This window comes from Streptomyces virginiae (assembly GCF_000720455.1).
Classification (GTDB): domain Bacteria; phylum Actinomycetota; class Actinomycetes; order Streptomycetales; family Streptomycetaceae; genus Streptomyces; species Streptomyces virginiae.
This window is the reverse complement of sequence record NZ_JOAK01000013.1, coordinates 93,744-110,928: the sequence shown is the minus strand read 5'-3', so window position 1 is coordinate 110,928 and position 17,185 is coordinate 93,744. Positions and strand designations below refer to the sequence as shown.

The 17,185-nt window shown below is 71.0% G+C and carries 16 protein-coding genes; 3 read left to right on the top strand and 13 right to left on the bottom strand.

Going from position 1 to position 17,185, the window contains the following annotated elements; genetic code table 11:
- Window positions 1-96 precede the first annotated feature (96 nt).
- The 7 genes from IG86_RS0120995 to IG86_RS0120965 all read right to left on the bottom strand — a co-directional run bounded on the left by IG86_RS0120995 (window position 97) and on the right by IG86_RS0120965 (window position 7,049).
- Window positions 97-288 (bottom strand): hypothetical protein, encoded by a 192-nt coding sequence (locus tag IG86_RS0120995; protein ID WP_030830197.1) that lies wholly within the window; start codon window positions 286-288, stop codon window positions 97-99.
- 114 nt (window positions 289-402) lie between these two features.
- Window positions 403-1,230, bottom strand: coding sequence for a shikimate dehydrogenase (locus tag IG86_RS0120990; RefSeq protein ID WP_030898666.1), 828 nt, complete (start codon window positions 1,228-1,230; stop codon window positions 403-405).
- A gap of 6 nt (window positions 1,231-1,236) precedes the next feature.
- A complete protein-coding gene (gene mltG, locus IG86_RS0120985) occupies window positions 1,237-2,985 on the bottom strand; it encodes an endolytic transglycosylase MltG (protein WP_030898664.1) in 1,749 nt (582 codons plus the stop codon).
- 129 nt (window positions 2,986-3,114) lie between these two features.
- The gene (ruvX, locus tag IG86_RS0120980) at window positions 3,115-3,585 is read right to left on the bottom strand and encodes a Holliday junction resolvase RuvX (RefSeq protein ID WP_030830194.1); all 471 of its coding nucleotides are present in this window, start codon (window positions 3,583-3,585) and stop codon (window positions 3,115-3,117) included.
- A 2-nt stretch (window positions 3,586-3,587) separates the two neighbouring features.
- Window positions 3,588-6,257 carry an alanine--tRNA ligase gene (alaS, locus tag IG86_RS0120975; protein WP_030830192.1) on the bottom strand — a complete coding sequence of 890 codons (2,670 nt, stop codon included), beginning with the start codon at window positions 6,255-6,257 and terminating at the stop codon, window positions 3,588-3,590.
- Window positions 6,257-6,601 (bottom strand): DUF6167 family protein, encoded by a 345-nt coding sequence (locus tag IG86_RS0120970; protein WP_030656196.1) that lies wholly within the window; start codon window positions 6,599-6,601, stop codon window positions 6,257-6,259. The genes alaS and IG86_RS0120970 overlap by 1 nt, the downstream gene beginning before the upstream one ends.
- A gap of 7 nt (window positions 6,602-6,608) precedes the next feature.
- Window positions 6,609-7,049 (bottom strand): DUF948 domain-containing protein, encoded by a 441-nt coding sequence (locus IG86_RS0120965; RefSeq protein ID WP_030656194.1) that lies wholly within the window; start codon window positions 7,047-7,049, stop codon window positions 6,609-6,611.
- A 161-nt stretch (window positions 7,050-7,210) separates the two neighbouring features.
- Between IG86_RS0120965 and IG86_RS0120960 the strand changes: the two genes are divergently transcribed.
- Window positions 7,211-9,445 carry an ATP-binding protein gene (locus IG86_RS0120960; RefSeq protein WP_051785305.1) on the top strand — a complete coding sequence of 745 codons (2,235 nt, stop codon included), beginning with the start codon at window positions 7,211-7,213 and terminating at the stop codon, window positions 9,443-9,445.
- A 115-nt stretch (window positions 9,446-9,560) separates the two neighbouring features.
- Here IG86_RS0120960 and rpsD read toward each other — a convergent pair whose 3' ends face one another.
- Window positions 9,561-10,172: a 30S ribosomal protein S4 gene (gene rpsD / locus IG86_RS0120955; protein ID WP_030026606.1), complete on the bottom strand. Its 612-nt coding sequence runs from the start codon at window positions 10,170-10,172 to the stop codon at window positions 9,561-9,563.
- Between the two features lie 55 nt (window positions 10,173-10,227).
- On the opposite strand from rpsD, the gene IG86_RS0120950 reads away from it, so the two are divergent.
- Entirely contained in the window at window positions 10,228-11,139 is a 912-nt protein-coding gene (locus IG86_RS0120950) for a DUF2470 domain-containing protein (protein ID WP_398261851.1), read from the top strand.
- On the opposite strand, the gene IG86_RS0120945 is transcribed toward IG86_RS0120950, so the two are convergent.
- The 5 genes from IG86_RS0120945 to IG86_RS0120925 form a co-directional block, all read right to left on the bottom strand.
- On the bottom strand, window positions 11,133-11,858 hold the full coding sequence (locus IG86_RS0120945) for an HNH endonuclease family protein (protein WP_030830180.1): 726 nt from the start codon (window positions 11,856-11,858) through the stop codon (window positions 11,133-11,135). The two genes, IG86_RS0120950 and IG86_RS0120945, sit on opposite strands and share 7 nt — an antisense overlap.
- A gap of 132 nt (window positions 11,859-11,990) precedes the next feature.
- Window positions 11,991-13,349: a replication-associated recombination protein A gene (locus IG86_RS0120940; RefSeq protein ID WP_030830177.1), complete on the bottom strand. Its 1,359-nt coding sequence runs from the start codon at window positions 13,347-13,349 to the stop codon at window positions 11,991-11,993.
- A gap of 41 nt (window positions 13,350-13,390) precedes the next feature.
- Entirely contained in the window at window positions 13,391-14,008 is a 618-nt protein-coding gene (locus IG86_RS0120935) for a vitamin K epoxide reductase family protein (protein ID WP_030656184.1), read from the bottom strand.
- 121 nt (window positions 14,009-14,129) lie between these two features.
- Window positions 14,130-15,383 carry a histidine--tRNA ligase gene (gene hisS, locus IG86_RS0120930; RefSeq protein WP_030830174.1) on the bottom strand — a complete coding sequence of 418 codons (1,254 nt, stop codon included), beginning with the start codon at window positions 15,381-15,383 and terminating at the stop codon, window positions 14,130-14,132.
- Between the two features lie 10 nt (window positions 15,384-15,393).
- Window positions 15,394-16,107 (bottom strand): MBL fold metallo-hydrolase, encoded by a 714-nt coding sequence (locus IG86_RS0120925; protein WP_030898658.1) that lies wholly within the window; start codon window positions 16,105-16,107, stop codon window positions 15,394-15,396.
- Between the two features lie 152 nt (window positions 16,108-16,259).
- Here IG86_RS0120925 and IG86_RS0120920 point away from each other — a divergent pair, with 152 nt between their 5' ends.
- Complete coding sequence (locus tag IG86_RS0120920) at window positions 16,260-17,048, top strand: peptidylprolyl isomerase (protein ID WP_030830168.1); 789 nt, start codon at window positions 16,260-16,262, stop codon at window positions 17,046-17,048.
- Window positions 17,049-17,185: the final 137 nt, after the last annotated feature.

Genomic DNA, 17,185 nt, shown 5'->3' with positions numbered 1-17,185 from the left:
GCGATCGGGTGCGCGGCCCGGACCCGCCTCACCCGAATCCTCCCACGTCCGGAGTGGTTTCTTGGGCCCCGGTCCAGCTGTCGGACGCCTTGGTGGTCAGCGGGCGGGGCTGCGGCGGCCGCGGAGCCAGCTGATCGCCGTCCACACGCCCACGGAACCGATGAGTCCGAAGACGACGGCCTTGGCCCAGACCGGCAGGTCTCCGAAGGCCACCCTGATCAGGCTGAACAGCGCCAGGGGGAGATCCCACTTCGACGCCAGTACCTGCTCCGTGTCCGTCCCGTCCATCCCATCCCCCTGTAAAAGTGCAGGTGAACAGGGTAACGGGCGACATTACCGGCGAGTAGTCACATTCCCGCCAAGACCGTTTCGCAGGCCCGGCCGCCCGGCCGCGCCGGAGCCTCAGTGGGCTCCGGAGAGGGCCGCGAGGCCCGCGCGCCGCATCACTTCGAGCGGCGCCGGGGAGCGGCCGGTCATCTGCTCGACCTGGAGGACGGCCTGGTGCACCAGCAGGTCCAGGCCGCCCAGGAGCGTGCCCCCGCGCTGCGACCAGGCGGCGGCGAGGGCGGTCGGCCACGGGTCGTAGAGGACGTCGAAGAGGGTGCCGGGGCCGGCCGGGACCGCCGCGGTCAGTTCGTCGGTGGCTCCGGCCGGGGTGGTCGCGATGACCAGGGGCGCCTGGAGCGCCGCGGCCGCCTCGGACCAGTCGGCCGTGCGGACGGCGACGCCGAGCCGCTCGCCCCACTGCCGCATCTCGTCGGCGCGCGCCGAGGAGCGGACGTACGCCGTGACCTCGCCGGTGCAGATCCGCGAGAGCGCGGCCAGTGCCGAGGAGGCGGTGGCCCCGGCGCCGAGGATGGCGGCCGAGGGAACCTTCTCGACGCCGCGCTCGTGGAGCGCCGCGACGATGCCGGGGATGTCGGTGTTGTCGCCCAGGCGCCGGCCGTCCCGCGTGAGGACGACCGTGTTGACGGCCTCGACGGAGGCCGCCGTGTCGCTGACGCCGTCCAGCAGCGGGATGATCGCCCGCTTGAGCGGCATGGTCAGCGACAGCCCGGCCCACTCGGGGCCGAGTCCGGCGACGAACCCGGGGAGCGCGGCTTCGTCGACCCCGAAGCGGTCGTACGACCAGTCGTCGAGGCCGAGCTCCCGATAGGCGGCACGGTGGAGCACCGGTGAGAGCGAGTGCTCGATGGGCGAACCCAGCACCGCGGCCCGTATCCGTGTCATGTCCTGCTACCCGCCGTTCTTCTGCTTCTGCCGTTCCTGGAACTCGGCGACGAGCTTGAGGTGCTCGTCGTAGGTCTTGGTGAAGGTCGTCGTGTTGCCGTCGACCGACACGAAGAACATCCAGCCGCCGTGGTCCGGGTTGAGCGTAGCGGTAAGGGCGTCCATGCCCGGGTTCCCGATGGGGCCGACGGGCAGACCCTTGATGAAGTGGGTGTTGTACGGGTTGTTGAACGCCTGGGCTTCCTTGAGGTTGAAGTTGATCTCGCTCTGGTTCTTGGCGTAGTTGTACGTCGAGTCGAACTCGATCTTCTGGTTCGTGACGTCGTTGGTCTTCTTCATGCGGTTGTAGACGACCTCGGACATCTTGCGGAAGTCGTCGTGGTTCTTGCCCTCGGCGTTGACGAGGCTGGCGACCGTGACGACCTGGAGCGGGTTCTCCAGCCCCAGTTCCTTGGCCTTGGCCTCGACACCCAGTTCCGCGTACTTGTCGGTGGCGTTCTTGACCATCTGCTTGAGCAGCGACTCGGGAGTGCTGTCCTTGCTGAGGTCGTAGCGCGTCGGGAACAGGAAGCCTTCGAGCGGGTCCATGAGCTTCGGGTTGTTCCCGGCCCAGGCCGGCAGGCCCAGGTTCTTGGCGTCGCGCAGGGCGATCTCCCGGGTGGTGCCCTCCGGCTTGCTCAGCTTCTTGTCGATCGCCTCGTACACCTTGGAGTTGCGCATGCCCTCGGTGACGGTGATGACGTTCAGCTTGGTGGGGTCGATCATCAGCGCGACGGCGGCCGCACCCGACATCTTCTTGCTCATCGGGTAGACACCGGGCTGGATGGACTTGCCCCTGGGGTTGGCGTTCGCCGCGTCGACGAAGGCCTGGGCACTGGCGACGACGCCGGCCTCCTTGAGGATGCGGCCCATCTGCCCCAGGCCCGCGCCCTTGGGGATCTCCACGTCGACGACTTCGCCGGCGCCCTCGCCGGCGAAGTCCTCGGCGGGAGCGAACCTCGCCTTGATGTAGCTGTAGCCGTAGTAGCCGCCACCGCCGACCACGCCGAGGATGACCACGGCGGCGAGCAGGCAGGCCGTGCCGCTGCGCTGCTTCTTGCCGCCCTTCGGCGTCCGGCCGCCGCGGCGGCCCGCGGGCTCGTCGCCGTCACCGTCGTCCTCGCCGTCGCGACCGCCCGCACCGCCGACGGGGAGGTCGCTCTCGGGCTCCTCCTCCTGCTCGACCGGTTCCGGCTCCAGGTGGCGCCGGCCCGGGGGCTGCGGCGGCGGGTAGGCCTCGGCCGTGCCGTAGAGGTCGGGGGTCTCGCCGGGGTAGCCGGCGGACGGGTGCTGGGCGTAGTCCGCGCCCGCGTACGGGTCGGTCTGCACCGCGGCCGTGTACTGGCCCTGGCCGGTGTCCCAGCCCTGGCTGTCGTACACCGGCTGCTGGGGCTGCCCCTGCTGCTGGGCGTACTGCTGCGGCTGCTGGGGGTGCTGAGCCTGCTGCGGCGGGGCGTACCCCTGCTGAGGCTGGGCGTACTGCTGCTGCGCGTACTGCTGCTGCTGGTACTCGGGGTACTGCTGGTACTCCTGGTACTGAGGCTGCTGGGGGTACTGCTGCTGCTGGTACTGGGGGTCCTGATACTCCTGCTGCGGGGCACCGGCGTACGGCACCTGGCCCTGCTGGGTCTGGTGCCCGGTCCACCCCTGGTCCCCGTACAGGGGGTCCTCAGGGTGCCAGGGTTCGGGGCCACGGCCCCGGCCATACTCAGTCATCGGTCCCCTAGAGCCGCGAGACGCAGGGCCACGGACTCCGTCGTCCGTGGCACCCGGTTCCGCCTCTTTGACGGTGGGCGACGGCTGTTCGAATGCCGTCTCATCGCGCGGAACGTTACCGTATCGCGATCAGACAACCACTTCGACGCACTCACCAGGCGGATTACCTGATACCCGTTCGGTCTCAAGAGCGTTCTGAAGGATCACCACAGCGGCGGCCTGGTCGATGACCGACCGGCCCTTCTTCGCGTTCCTGCCGGAGGCGCGCAGTCCCTGGGCGGCGGTGACCGTGGTCATCCGCTCGTCCACCAGACGGACCGTCACCGGCTTGATGCCCTTGGCGAGTTCGCCCGCGAAGGCGCGCACCTTGGCCGCGGCCGGCCCCTCCCGCCCGCTGAGCGAGCGGGGGAGGCCGACCACGACTTCGAGGGGCTCGTACTCCTCGACGAGCTGCCGCAGCCGCCGGTGGGCGAAGGGGACGTCCCGGCCCGGAACGGTTTCCACCGGTGTGGCCAACACCCCATCGGGGTCGCAGGACGCGACCCCGATCCGGGCGTCCCCGACGTCGATGGCCAGTCGGCGGCCGCGGCGCAGTGTCATCGTCAGGCCGTCTCGACGACGAGGCGCTCGACGGCGCTGATGGCCTCCGGCACGGCAGCCGCGTTCTGGCCGCCGCCCTGGGCGACGTCCGGCTTGCCGCCACCGCCGCCACCGAGGGTCTTGGCAGCCGTACGGACCAGGTCGCCGGCCTTGAAGCCGCGCTCGCGGGCCGCCTCGTTGGTGGCGATGACGGTCAGCGGGCGGTCGTTCGCCACGGTGAACAGGGCCACGACGGCCGGGCGGTCGCCCGGGATGCGGCCGCGGACGTCGAGGACCAGCTTGCGCAGGTCGTCGGCGCCGGTGCCGTCCGGGACCTGGCCGACGACGAGGGCCACGCCGTTGATGTTCTGGGCGTTCTGGGCGAGACCGGCGGCGGCCTGGAGGACCTTCTCCGCGCGGAACTTCTCGATCTCCTTCTCGGCGTCCTTCAGCTTGCCGAGCATGGAGGCGATCTTCTCCGGCAGCTCCTCCGGACGGCCCTTGACCAGCTCCTGGAGCTGGGCGACGACCGTGTGCTCCTTGGCGAGGAAGTTGTACGCGTCCACGCCGACGAGGGCCTCGACGCGGCGCACGCCGGAGCCGATGGAGGACTCGCCGAGCAGCTTCACCAGGCCCAGCTGGGAGGTGTTGCCGACGTGCGTGCCGCCGCACAGCTCCTTGGAGAAGTCGCCGATGGTCACGACGCGCACGCGCTCGCCGTACTTCTCGCCGAACTCGGCGATGGCGCCCTGCTTCTTCGCCTCGTCGATGCTCATGATCTCGGCGGTGACGTCGAGCTCCCGCGAGAGCACGTCGTTGATCTTCTGCTCGACGTCGGTGAGGACCGAGCCGGGGACGGCGTTCGGGGAGCCGAAGTCGAAGCGGAAGCGGCCGGGGCTGTTCTCGGAGCCGGCCTGGGCGGCCGTGGGGCCGAGGGCGTCGCGCAGCGCCTGGTGGGTCAGGTGCGTGGCCGAGTGGGCGCGGGCGATGGCCCGGCGGCGGTTGACGTCGATGGCGGCGTACGCGGAAGCGCCCACCGTCACCTCGCCGACCTGGACGGAGCCCTTGTGCACGGAGACGCCCGGCACCGGCTGCTGCACGTCGCGGACGACGATGACGGCGCCCGAGTCGAGCTTGATCCGGCCCTGGTCGGCGAGCTGGCCGCCGCCCTCGGCGTAGAAGGGGGTGCGGTCGAGGACGACCTCGACGTCGTCGCCCTCGGAGGCGGCGGGCGCGGAGACGCCGTTGACCAGCAGGCCGACGATGGTGGACTCGCCCTGGTTGGTGGCGTAGCCGGTGAACTCGGTGGCGCCGGCGCCGTCGGCGATCTCCCGGTAGGCGGACATGTCCGCGTGGCCGGTCTTCTTGGCCTTGGCGTCGGCCTTGGCCCGGTCGCGCTGCTCCTGCATCAGGCGGCGGAAGCCGGGCTCGTCCACGGAGAGGCCCTGCTCGGCGGCCATCTCCAGGGTGAGGTCGATCGGGAAGCCCCAGGTGTCGTGGAGCAGGAACGCCTTGTCGCCGGAGAGGACCGTGCCACCGGCGGCCTTGGTCTCGGTCACGGCGGTGTCGAGGATGTTGGTGCCGCCCTTGATGGCCTTCAGGAAGGCGGCTTCCTCGGCGAGCGCGACGGTCTCGATGCGCTTGCGGTCGGTGATGAGCTCCGGGTACTGCTGGCCCATCGTCTCGATCACGACGTTGATCAGGTCCTGGACGACGGGACCGGTGGCGCCCATGAGGCGCATGTTGCGGATGGCGCGGCGCATGATGCGGCGCAGCACGTAGCCGCGGCCCTCGTTGCCGGGGGTGACGCCGTCGCCGATGAGCATGGTCGAGGTGCGGATGTGGTCGGCGACCACGCGCAGCGAGACGTCCGTGTTCTGGGCGGCGCCGTACCGGACGCCGGTCAGCTCCGTGGCCTTGTCCATGACCACGCGCAGGGTGTCGGTCTCGTACATGTTCTGCACGCCCTGCAGGATCATCGCGAGGCGTTCGAGGCCGAGACCCGTGTCGATGTTCTTCGACGGCAGGTCACCGAGGATCGGGAAGTCTTCCTTCCCGTCGCCGGCGCCGCGCTCGTACTGCATGAAGACCAGGTTCCAGATCTCCACGTAGCGCTCGTCGTTGACGGCCGGGCCGCCCTCGACGCCGAACTCGGGGCCGCGGTCGTAGTTGATCTCGGAGCAGGGGCCGCAGGGGCCCGGGACGCCCATGGACCAGAAGTTGTCCTTCTTGCCCAGGCGCTGGATGCGCTCGGCCGGGACGCCGATCTTGTCGCGCCAGATCTGCTCGGCCTCGTCGTCGTCGAGGTAGACGGTGATCCAGAGCTTCTCCGGCTCCAGGCCGTAGCCGCCGTCCGCCACGGAGCTGGTGAGCAGCTCCCAGGCGTACTTGATGGCGCCTTCCTTGAAGTAGTCGCCGAAGGAGAAGTTGCCGCACATCTGGAAGAACGTGCCGTGGCGGGTGGTCTTGCCGACCTCTTCGATGTCCGGCGTACGGACGCACTTCTGGACGCTGGTGAGCGTGGGGGCCGGCGGCTTGGTCTCACCCAGGAAGTAGGGCTTGAACGGCACCATGCCCGCGGGCACCAGCAGCAGAGTCGGGTCGTCCGCGATGAGCGACGCCGAAGGGACAACGGCGTGACCGCGCTCCTCGAAGAAGCTCAGCCAGCGGCGGCGGATTTCAGCCGACTCCATCAGTGGTCCTCATTCCGGTTGTACGAAAGCTTTGGTCGGTGGTTGATCTGGTCGTTCTCGATGGCCCGCAGCCGCCGCGGCCCGGGGAGGGCGGTGACGTTGTCGGGCCGGTCGGGGTCCTGGTGGAGCCCCAGTGCATCGTTCAGCTCGTCCTCGCGCTGCGTCATTCCCGCTTTGACGTCGAGGGCGAAGTCCTTGAGGCGGTGACCCGCCTCGACGGCCTTGTCGGCGGCCTGGGCCGCGAGGCTCTCCGGCGTCAGCTTCTTGAGCTGACGGTTGACCTTGGTGGTGGCCCACACGCCGGCGGCTGCGCCTGCGGTGAACCAGAAGGCTCGGCGGAACATCGGCGTCTCAGTCCTTCTGCTTCCGGCGCCGGGCGGCCGGCACCGTTCGGCCAACGATCACAGTACGGCGGGATGCCCTCGGCGGCACGCCGCCCGGGGCGGCGTCCCCCTTGCCCAGCGCCTTGCGGACGCCGTAGCCGAAGGCCGCGACCTTCACGAGCGGTCCCCCGAAGGCGGTGGCGACGGTGGAGGACAGTGCGGAGGCGTTGGAGGTGACCTCCTGGACGTCGCTCGCGATGGCGTCGACCCGGTCGAGCTGGGTGCGCGCGGAGCGGACGGTGCTGGAGGCGTCGGCCAGGAGCGGTACGGCCTGGTCGGTCACTTCGGACACCAGCTTGGTGGTCGCCCTGAGCACCTGCGCCAGCCGCACCAGGGCGACGGCGAGGAAGGAGATCAGGATGGCCCAGAAGACGGCCACGATGATCCCGGCCACCTCTACACCGGACACGTCACACCGCTCTCTGTCTGTACCCGAACCGCCGGCGGCAGCGATTCCTACAAATGGTCCTCCGACCCTATCGCGCCGGGGATACCCGGCCGTACCCGAATTCGGGGTCGGGACGACGCGTCTTGGACGCAGCGCATCCGGACCAGTACGCTCCGTGTCCCATGCGACAGAGACCCCTTCGACACACCGCCCGGGGCAATCTTCCCTCGGAGCTGAGCGGGTTCATCGGGCGGGGTGCCGAACTCGCCGAGGTGGGGCGGCTCCTGGAGACCTCGCGGCTGGTGACCGTGACCGGCGTGGGCGGAGTGGGCAAGTCCCGGCTGGTGCTCGCGGCGGCCCGGTCGGCGGCCGGAGGGGCGCGGGAGGCGCCGGACCAGCGAGGAGCGCAGGAGGCGGAAGGGGCGCAGGAGGCGCATGCGCCGGGGCAGGAACGCTACTGCGACGGCGTCTGGCTGGCCGAGCTGGCCTGCGTACGGGATCCGGCGCTGCTGGAGCTGACCCTCTCCGAGGCACTCGGTCTGACCGACCACACCACCCGGCCGCCCCGGACCGTACTGGCCGAACACCTGGCCGGCAAGCGGCTGCTGCTGGTCCTGGACGGCTTCGAGCACCTGGTGGACGAGACGGCCGGGCTGGTACGGGAGCTGCTGCTGCACTCCCCCGGCCTGCGGGTGCTCGCGGCGGGCCGGCGCCGGCTGGAGGTGGACGGGGAGCGGACCTTCCCGCTCGCCCCGCCGGTCCCGGAGGAGGCGCTGGCGCTGCTGGCGGCGCGGGCGTCCGCCGCCGACCCGGACTTCGCGGTGACCGGGGCGAACCGGGCCGAGCTCGTGGAGGTGTGCGCGCGCCTCGACGGGATCCCGCTCGCCCTGGAACTGGCGGCGGGCCGGCTGCGGACGCTGTCCCCGGCCCAGGTGCTCGCCCGGCTGGAGGACCGCTTCGGACTGCTGACGGGCGGTGCGCGCGGGGGCCTGCCGAGGCACCGGGCGCTGCGGACGGCCATCGGCTGGAGCCATGAGCTGTGCACTCCGGCGGAGCGGCTGCTGTGGGCGCGGCTGTCGGTGTTCGCGGGGCAGTTCGACCTCGACGCCGCCGAATACGTGTGCGCCGGTCCCGACATGCCGGTGGAGGGCGTGCTCGACCTGGTGGGTGAGCTCCTCGCCCAGTCGCTGCTGGTCCGGGAGGAGACGGCCGCGGGGGTGCGCTTCCGGATGCTGGAGACCGTACGGCTGTACGGGGCGGGCTGGCTGGAGTCGCTGGGTGACGCGGCGCGGCTGCGGCGGCGGCACCGGGACTGGTACATGGGGCTGGCGACCTGGTGCGAGCTGGACTGGTTCAGCCCGCGCCAGCACGAGGTGGCAGCGCTGGTGGAGGCGGAGCTGCCGAACCTCCGGCTCGCCCTGGAGTGCTGCCTGGACGAGCCGGACGAGCTGCACCTGGGCCAGTACCTGGCGGGCACCCTGTGGTTCTACTGGGCGGGCTGCGGGCGTCTGACCGAGGGCCGGCACTGGCTGGACCGGACGCTGGATCCGCCGGGCGGGGCGGTGACGGAGTACGAGAGCTCGCGGCTGAAGGCCCTGTGGGTGCTGGGTTACGTCGCGGCCCTGCAGGGCGACGCGACGGCCTCGATGTGCGCGCTGTACGAGTGCCGGGACGGGGCGGCGCGCAGCGGGAACCGGGTGGCGGCGGCGTACGCGGTGCACCGGCTGGGCTGCCTGGCCCTGGTCTCGGACGACATGGCCCGGGCCCGGGAGCTGCTCGGCGAGGCGCTGGAGCAGTACCGGGCGGCCGGGGAGCTGAACAGCAACGTGCTGATGTGCCAGGTGGAGCTGGGGATGGCGCTGGCCTTCCTCGGGGACCTGCCGGGCGCGCTCGCGCTGTGCGGGGAGGTCCGCGAGATCTGCGAGGAGCGCGGGGAGCGCTGGACGAGGGCCTACGCGCTCTACGTGCTGGCGTACGCGGCCCTGGAGGGGGGCGGCACGCAGGAGGCCCGGCGGCTGCTGAGCGAGTGCGTGGAGATCAATCACGCGTTCCACGACCTGGTCGGGCTGGTGCTGGCGCTGGAGCTGCTCGCGCTGGTCACGGTCGCGGAGGGGGATCCGGCCGAGGCAGCGGTGCTGCAGGGCGCGGCGGAGCCGATGTGGGGCGGGGTGGGGCTGCAGCTGTTCGGCTCGGGGTACTTCAACGCCCCGCGGCTGATGTGCCGGGAGCGGGCGGGCGAGCTGCTGGGCGCCGAGCGGTACGCGGCGTACGCGGCCGAGGGCCGGGAGCTGGGCCGGGAGGCACTGGTGGTGCGGGCGCTGCGGGGGGCGGCGCGGGTGCCGCGGCCGGCCGCCGAGCGGGGCGGGGTGCCCGGTCCGCGGGTCGCGCGCAGCACGGCGCCGGCGGATCAGCCGTAGGTCCTGCGCCCGGAATCCGGGATGCGGAAGACCGTCCGGAATGCGGAAAACCCGCCGCCCCATGGAGGGAGCGGCGGGTTTCCACCAGCCTGTGAGGGCTACGCCTGCCGGAAGATCAGCGGGCGTAGTACTCGACGACGAGCTGCTCGTCGCAGATGACCGGGATTTCCTTGCGGTTCGGGTCACGGTCCAGGCGGAAGGCCAGGGCCTTCAGGTTGACCTGCAGGTAGCGCGGGGTCTCGCCCTCGCCTGCGTAGCCACCCTCACGGGCGACCTGGAACGGAACCTTCTCGCGGCTGCGCTCGCGCACGGTGATGACGTCGTCCGGGCGGACACGGAACGACGGCTTGTCGACCTTGGCGCCGTTGACCTCGATGTGGCCGTGAACGACCATCTGGCGGGCCTGGTAGATCGTGCGGGCGATGCCCGAACGCAGGACCAGGGCGTCGAGACGACGCTCGAGCTCGACGACCAGCGCCTCGCCCGTCTTGCCCTCGGCCTTCTTGGCGCGGTCGTACGCGCGGGCCATCTGGCGCTCGGAGATGTCGTACTGAGCGCGCAGACGCTGCTTCTCCAGCAGACGGACCTTGTAGTCCGAGTTCTGCTTGCGGCCACGGCCGTGCTCGCCCGGCGGGTAGGGGCGGGCCTCGAAGTACTTGACGGCCTTCGGCGTCAGGGCGATGCCGAGGGCGCGAGACTTCTTGACCTTGGGTCGCTTCTGGTTCACGGGGAACCTACCTCCATGTAAGTTAGGTGAGGCTTACCTTAGCGAGGAGGACGTAATGTCTCGACCACATGGGATCCCCCTGCCCAGTGCGCAACGCAGTTCGGATTCAGACGAAACAGAATCCGCTTGCGCCGACGATAAGCAAGGTCAGCCGCGTCCCAGGGAAGGCGTTCGGCAGCTCACCGGAGCCGAACGCGTACGAACCCTCGTAGAGTCCAACGCCTCAGTATCCCTCACCCTGATCGGTGCTCGTGACAGTCACGGGCCCGAGGAGTTCGGGACGGGAATGCCGGTCGCGCGGACCGTCACCCCGGACGGGGACGTGATTCTCCTTGTTTCAGGGGAATCCACGGCTGCCAGGGCAGCCGCTCACGCCCAGGACGACGACCTCACCGCCGTGATCGAGATCACGGATGTGGCGCCGGTGTCCGTTCCACATCGTATCCGAGGCCGTGCGTGGCTGGCCGGGTGGCTGACGCCGGTGCGCGGGGACGACCGCGGGACCTGCGCCGCGCTGCTCGCGGAGCGGCATCCGGTGGGCGAGCTGCTGGGCCTGGGCGAGTCCCTCGACGCGCCGCACACCGGGCGGCCGGCCTGGATGATGCTGCGCCTGGAGGTCGGCGAGATCACGGTGGACGACCTGTGGGGCGCCGAGCACGTGGACCCCGACGATCTGGCCGCGGCGGAGCCCGACCCGGTGTCCCCGCACGAGGCGGAACTCCTCCAGCACCTGCACTCCGCCCACGGCGACCGGATCGGCGAGCTGTGCGGGCTGCTCGGCGACCGCGGGGCGCGGGGCATGACCGCCGTCCCGCTCGCCCTCGACCGCGCCGGCCTGCGCGTCCGCTTCACCGGCGGCGCCTGCGGAGGCTCCTTCGACGCCCGCTTCGACTTCCCGGAGCCGGTGGCGGACATCTGCGGCCTGCGCCGGGCGATGCGCACCCTCTTCTCGGCCGCCTCTCACTGAGGGCAGGCGGCGAGCATGTCCTGGAGCGCCCGCTTCTCCGGCGCGGTCACGGACAGCCCGTACTTCGCCTTGACGCCGGTGTAGCGGCGGGCGTACTCGCACCAGAACCCACGCCGCGGCGGCCGCCACTTGTCGGCGGTCCTGCTCCCCTTGTCCTGGTTGGTCTGCTTGTCCACCGCGAGCAGCACGTCCAGGTCGTTGGCGTACTCCAGCCTGCGCTGCGGGGTCCAGGCGTACGCGCCGGCCCGCCAGGCGGCGCCGAGGGCCACGACGTGGTCGGTCTGGATCTGCGAGGCGCGCCGGTAGGTGTACGGGAGCCGCTCGCCGGTGTACGGGTCGAGCAGCACCCCGGACAGCACCACGCACTGGTTGCGGTCCCCCTCGCGCAGCTCCGTCAGGTCCCGGCGCAGGACGTCGTCCCGGGTGTCGCAGCCGTTGCGCCCGCCGACGGCATCGGTCTCGTCGGACCAGTACCTGCCGAACTCCTCCCGCCGGTACGTCTGCCAGTTCCTGCCCCGCTCGACCTTCAGGCCGGCCAGCCGGGTCTTCGCCGTGGCGGCGTCCGGCGGGAATCCGGGCCCGTTGAGCGGCACCTGCGCCACCAGCGCGGCGGCGCTGGCCCTGGCCGTGGCGGTGTCGTCGTGATGGCATCCGGCCGCGGCGGGCCCGGCGAGGGAGAGGGCGACGACGGCGAGGGCGAACGGCCGGGACGGACCCATGCGGGGAGCCTAGGCTCCGCCACCACCGCCCCGCCGGGGCCACGCCGAGGCCGGCGCGTGTTCACGCCCTGGGTCGTGTCCGCAAAGTCCCGCCTGCGCGGCGGGCGGCCGACGCTACTGTGCGGACACCCCCTAGGGGCGGTCTGTGCCGCGGAGGCGTTCGCGGACCTTTTCCACCACGTCCGCGTAGCGGGCCTCGGCGCCGTAGCGGGTCGGTTCGTAGTACCGCTTGCCGTGGATCTCGTCCGGGGCGTACTGCTGGCTGGCGATGGCCCCCGGCACGTCGTGCGGGTACACGTACCCGACGGCGTGCCCGAGCTTGGCCGCGCCCTTGTAGTGCCCGTCGCGCAGGTGCGTCGGGACGGATCCGGCGAGGCCCGCCCGTACGTCGGCCAGCGCCGCGCCGATCGCGGTCGTCGCGGTGTTCGACTTGGGGGCCAGGGCCAGGGCGATCGTGGCGTGCGAGAGGGTCAGCGCGGCCTCCGGGAAGCCGATCATCGCCACGGCCTGGGCCGCGGCCACCGCGATCGGCAGCGCCGTCGGGTCCGCGAGGCCGATGTCCTCGCTCGCGGAGATCATCAGGCGGCGCGCGATGAACCGGGGGTCCTCCCCGGCCTCGATCATCCGCGCCAGGTAGTGCAGCGCGGCGTCCACGTCGGAGCCGCGGATCGACTTGATCAGCGCGCTCGCCACGTCGTAGTGCTGGTCGCCGTCCTTGTCGTAGCGGACCGCCGCCCGGTCGACCGCCTCCTCCAGCGTCTGGAGGGTGATCTCGTCCTCGCCCTTGGCGATGGCCGAGCCGGCTCCCGCCTCCAGCGCGGTCAGCGCGCGCCTGGCGTCTCCGCCGGCGATCCGCAGCAGGTGCGCCTCCGCGTCCTGCGGCAGGGTCACCGCCCCGGCCAGGCCCCGCTCCTCCGTGAGCGCGCGCCGCATCAGCCCGCTCAGGTCGTCGTCGGTCAGCGGTTCCAGCGTCAGCAGCAGCGATCGCGACAGCAGCGGGGAGATGATCGAGAAGTACGGGTTCTCCGTGGTGGCCGCGATCAGCGTCACCCAGCGGTTCTCGACGGCCGGCAGCAGGGAGTCCTGCTGGGCCTTGCTGAAGCGGTGGATCTCGTCGAGGAAGAGGACGGTCTCCTTGCCGTACCCACCGGCCGCACGGCGCGCGCCCTCGATGACGGCCCGTACCTCTTTGACGCCCGCCGTGATGGCGGAGAGCTCCACGAAGCGCTTCTGCGTGGCCTGGCTGACCACGTAGGCGAGGGTCGTCTTCCCGATGCCGGGCGGGCCCCAGAGGATCACCGAGGAGGCACCGGCCGGGCCTCCGGCCCCTTCCCCGACCAGCCGCCGCAGCGGTGATCCGGGCTTCAGCAGGTGCTGCTGGCCCACGACCTCGTCCAGGGTGCGCGGGCGCATCCGGACGGCGAGCGGCGAGCTCGCGGGGTCCTTCTCCTGGCGCTCTTCGGCGGCGGCGGTGAACAGGTCTGGTTCCACATGGGAAGCCTAAGCGAGTCCACCGACAGGGCCGCCCGCCGTCAGGAGGTCCAGAAGTCCCACCAGCGGGTCAGGATCAGCATGCCGATGATCCCGATGTGCAGCACCGGCAGCACCCAGGTGAACTCCTCGAAGAAGCTCTTGAGCCAGCCCGGGGCCGGCAGCAGCCCGGCGCGGACGTTGTGGGAGGTGACGTACCAGAACATCAGGATCGTGGCGACCCAGGCCAGGGAGCACCACAGGCACAGCGCGTTGATGTTGTAGAGCGACTGGTAGGTGAGCCAGGCGCAGAAGACGACGCCGAAGAGCGTGCCGGCGTTGAAGGTGAGCCAGTACCAGGCGCGGAAGCGGGCGCCGGCCAGGATGCTCATGCCGACGCAGATCACGATGCCGTAGGCGACCAGGCCGAGCATGGGGTTCGGGAAGCCGAAGACGGCCGCCTGGTCGCTCTTCATGATGTTGCCGCAGGAGACGACCGGGTTGAGGCTGCAGCCCGGTGTGAAGTTCGGGTCCTCCAGCAGCTTGAACTTGTCGATCGTGATCACCCAGGCGGCGAGCAGGCCCGCGGCCCCCGTGATCACCAGCAGCAGGGCCAGTGCCCGGCTCGCCCCGAAGGTCGTCCCCCGGGCGGTCTCCGTGTCCGTGTCCCGTGTCGTCATACCGCCCGCTCCACATCTGCCAGGTGATCAAGCACGGGCCATTGTGCCGTACGAGCCTGTGAACGGACGGGGCCGGGGAAAGATCCCCGGCCCCGTCATCGGGCGTTCGCCGCCGTCGCCGTCAGGCGAGGCGGGCCTTGACCGTGTCGGTCAGCTCGCCGACGGGCACGGCCGTCTGCTCCCCGGACTCCATGTCCTTGAGCTGGACGACGCCCTCGGCGAGGTCGCGGTCGCCCGCGACGATCGCGAAGCGGGCACCGCTGCGGTTCGCGTCCTTCATGGCGCCCTTGAGGCCCTTGCCGCCGTACGACATGTCCGCCGCGACGCCCGCCTTGCGCAGCTGCGTCACGAGGCCGAACACGGTCGCCTTGGCCTCGCCCAGCGCCACGGCGAACACCGAGGTCGACGCGGGGATGTCGAGCTCGACGCCCTCCTTCTCCAGCGCGAGGACCGTGCGGTCCACGCCGAGCGCCCAGCCCACCGACGGCAGCGCCGGTCCGCCGATCATCTCGGACAGGCCGTCGTAGCGGCCGCCGCCGCCGACCGCGATGCCCAGGCCCTCGTGGACGAACTCGAAGGTGGTGCGGGTGTAGTAGTCCAGGCCGCGCACCAGCTTGTCGTCGTCCTCGAAGGCGACGCCGGCCGCGGTCACCAGGACCCGGACCTGCTCGTGGTACGCCTTGCACGCGTCGCACAGGTAGTCGCGCAGCACCGGGGCGCCGACGAGCTGCTTCTGTACGTCGGCCCGCTTGTCGTCGAGGACGCGCAGCGGGTTGATCTCGGCGCGGCGCATGGTCTCCGCGTCGAGGTCGAGGCCCCGCAGGAAGGACTGCAGGGCCTCCCGGTACACCGGGCGGCACTCCTTGTCGCCCAGCGAGTTCAGCAGGATCCGGAAGTCGCTCAGGCCGAGCGAGCGGTACGCCTGGTCGGCCAGGATGATCAGCTCGGCGTCCAGCGCGGGGTCCTCGGCGCCGATCGCCTCGGCGCCGACCTGCGAGAAGTGGCGGTAGCGGCCCGCCTGCGGCTTCTCGTAGCGGTAGTAGGAGCCCGAGTACCAGAGCTTGACCGGCAGGTTGCCCTTCTTGTGCAGGCTCGCCTCCAGCGCCGCGCGCAGCACCGAGGCCGTGCCCTCGGGGCGCAGGGCGAGCTGGTCGCCGCCCTTGGTCTCGAAGGCGTACATCTCTTTGGAGACGATGTCGGTGGACTCGCCGACGCCGCGGGCGAAGAGGCCCACGTCCTCGAAGCCGGGGGTCTCGATGTAGCCGTAGCCGGAGTTGCGCAGCGGGGCCGCGATGGCCTCGCGTACCGCCAGGTACTTCACGGAGACCGGCGGGATCAGGTCGTACGTGCCCTTGGGGGCCTGAAAAGTAGCCACGAAGCTCTCGTCACATTCCTCGTCGTGGAGCGGCCGTCGGGTCCGCTGCCAGGCCGGCGGCGACCTCCCGCAGGTACGGGTTGGTCACGCGCTCGCGGCCGATGGTGGTCTGGGGACCGTGGCCGGACAGCACCACGGTCGAGTCGTCGAGCGGCAGGCACACGCGGGCCAGCGATTCGAGCATCTCGGCGTGGGAGCCGCCCGGCAGGTCGGTTCGTCCGATGGAGCCGGCGAAGAGCAGGTCGCCCGAGAAGAAGACCGGCGGGACGTCGGCCAGCTCGGGCATCCGGAAGGTCACCGACCCCTTGGTATGGCCCGGCGCGTGCGCCACGGAGAAGTCCATTCCGGCCAATTTCAGGGCGGCGCCGTCGGCCAGTTCGCGGACGTCGTCGGGCTCCCCCACGGTCAGCTCGCCCATGAGCGGCATCCCGATGGAGCGGCCGAGGGCCTTCTCCGGGTCGCTCATCATGTAGCGGTCCTCGGGGTGGATCCAGGCCGGTACGTCGTGTGCTCCGCACACCGGGACCACCGAGGCCACATGATCGATGTGGCCGTGGGTCAGGACGACCGCGACGGGCTTGAGCCGATGCTTCTTCAGCGTCTCCTCGACACCCTGGGCGGCCTGGTGGCCCGGGTCGATGATGACGCACTCCTCGCCGGCGGCGGGGGCGACCACGTAGCAGTTGGTGCCCCAGGCGCCTGCGGGGAACCCGGCAATCAGCACGTTCGTCCTCAATCGTCGTCGGCGGGAGGTGCAGGTCGGCAATCCTGCTGCTCAGAGCCTACCGGCGCCGCTCATTACACAGCGAACCCATATACGGTACGGCCTATCCCAGCCCGGACAGCAGTATCAGACACGTACAAGGAGACGACCCGGTGGTCACGAGCGATCAGCGGCGGCGACAGCTCGCCAGGGAGAAGTACGAGCGCCAGCAGAAGCGCCGCGCCGAGGCCCGGAAGAAGACGCGCCAGCGGGCGGCGGTGATCGGCGCGGTGGTCGCCGTGGTGATCGCGACGCTGGTGGGCCTGATCGTGGGCGGTGTCTTCGACAAGGACAAGAAGGACCAGGCCGCGGACCCGTCGGCGAACCCGTCGGCGTCGACCGCGCCCGAGCCGAAGCAGTCCCCTTCGCCGGAGATGGCGATCGACCAGAAGGGGAAGTACACCTTCGCGCTGAAGACCAGCGCGGGAGACATCAACTTCGCGATGGACGCGGCGAAGACCCCGCAGACCGTGAACTCCTTCAAGGCGCTCGCCGACAAGGGATACTTCGACAACACCAAGTGCCACCGGCTGACGGCCGGGGGGATCTTCGTGCTCCAGTGCGGCGACCCCGAGGGCACCGGCCGCGGCGGCCCGGGCTACAACATCCCGGACGAGAACCTGGACTCGCTGGGCAAGGCCAACGAGCAGGGCCAGGTCGTCTACCCGGCCGGCACCGTGGCGATGGCCAACACCGGCCAGCCCGGCTCGGGCGGCAGCCAGTTCTTCCTGGTCTACAAGGACAGCCCGCTGACGCCGACGTACACGCCGTTCGGCAAGATCGACGCGGCGGGCCTGAAGGTCCTGGAGGAGATCGCCAAGGCCGGCACGGTCGACGGCGGCCAGGACGGTGCGCCGAAGAACGATGTCAAGATCGAGAAGGGCACGGTCACCCAGAACTGACGGGGTGACGCGACCCACGGGCCGGCCGGCCCGCCCCCTGCGCCGATATTCCGTCGTGCGGGATGCGGACAGCCGGCCCGGCGGTCGCCTATGTTGGCGTTGTGCAGGGCGGGCGCTGCCCGCCCCAGGAAACTGTG

What these genes read in the sequence shown, in the direction of transcription:
- IG86_RS0120935 (WP_030656184.1), bottom strand. Translation starts at nt 14,008, where the DNA reads ATGACGACACGGGACACGGACACGGAGACCGCCCGGGGGACGACCTTC.
- IG86_RS0120990 (WP_030898666.1), bottom strand. Translation starts at nt 1,230, where the DNA reads ATGACACGGATACGGGCCGCGGTGCTGGGTTCGCCCATCGAGCACTCG.
- IG86_RS0120995 (WP_030830197.1), bottom strand. Translation starts at nt 288, where the DNA reads ATGGACGGGACGGACACGGAGCAGGTACTGGCGTCGAAGTGGGATCTC.
- IG86_RS0120960 (WP_051785305.1), top strand. Translation starts at nt 7,211, where the DNA reads ATGCGACAGAGACCCCTTCGACACACCGCCCGGGGCAATCTTCCCTCG.
- IG86_RS0120970 (WP_030656196.1), bottom strand. Translation starts at nt 6,601, where the DNA reads ATGTTCCGCCGAGCCTTCTGGTTCACCGCAGGCGCAGCCGCCGGCGTG.
- ruvX (WP_030830194.1), bottom strand. Translation starts at nt 3,585, where the DNA reads ATGACACTGCGCCGCGGCCGCCGACTGGCCATCGACGTCGGGGACGCC.
- alaS (WP_030830192.1), bottom strand. Translation starts at nt 6,257, where the DNA reads ATGGAGTCGGCTGAAATCCGCCGCCGCTGGCTGAGCTTCTTCGAGGAG.
- mltG (WP_030898664.1), bottom strand. Translation starts at nt 2,985, where the DNA reads ATGACTGAGTATGGCCGGGGCCGTGGCCCCGAACCCTGGCACCCTGAG.
- IG86_RS0120945 (WP_030830180.1), bottom strand. Translation starts at nt 11,858, where the DNA reads ATGGGTCCGTCCCGGCCGTTCGCCCTCGCCGTCGTCGCCCTCTCCCTC.
- IG86_RS0120950 (WP_398261851.1), top strand. Translation starts at nt 10,228, where the DNA reads ATGTCTCGACCACATGGGATCCCCCTGCCCAGTGCGCAACGCAGTTCG.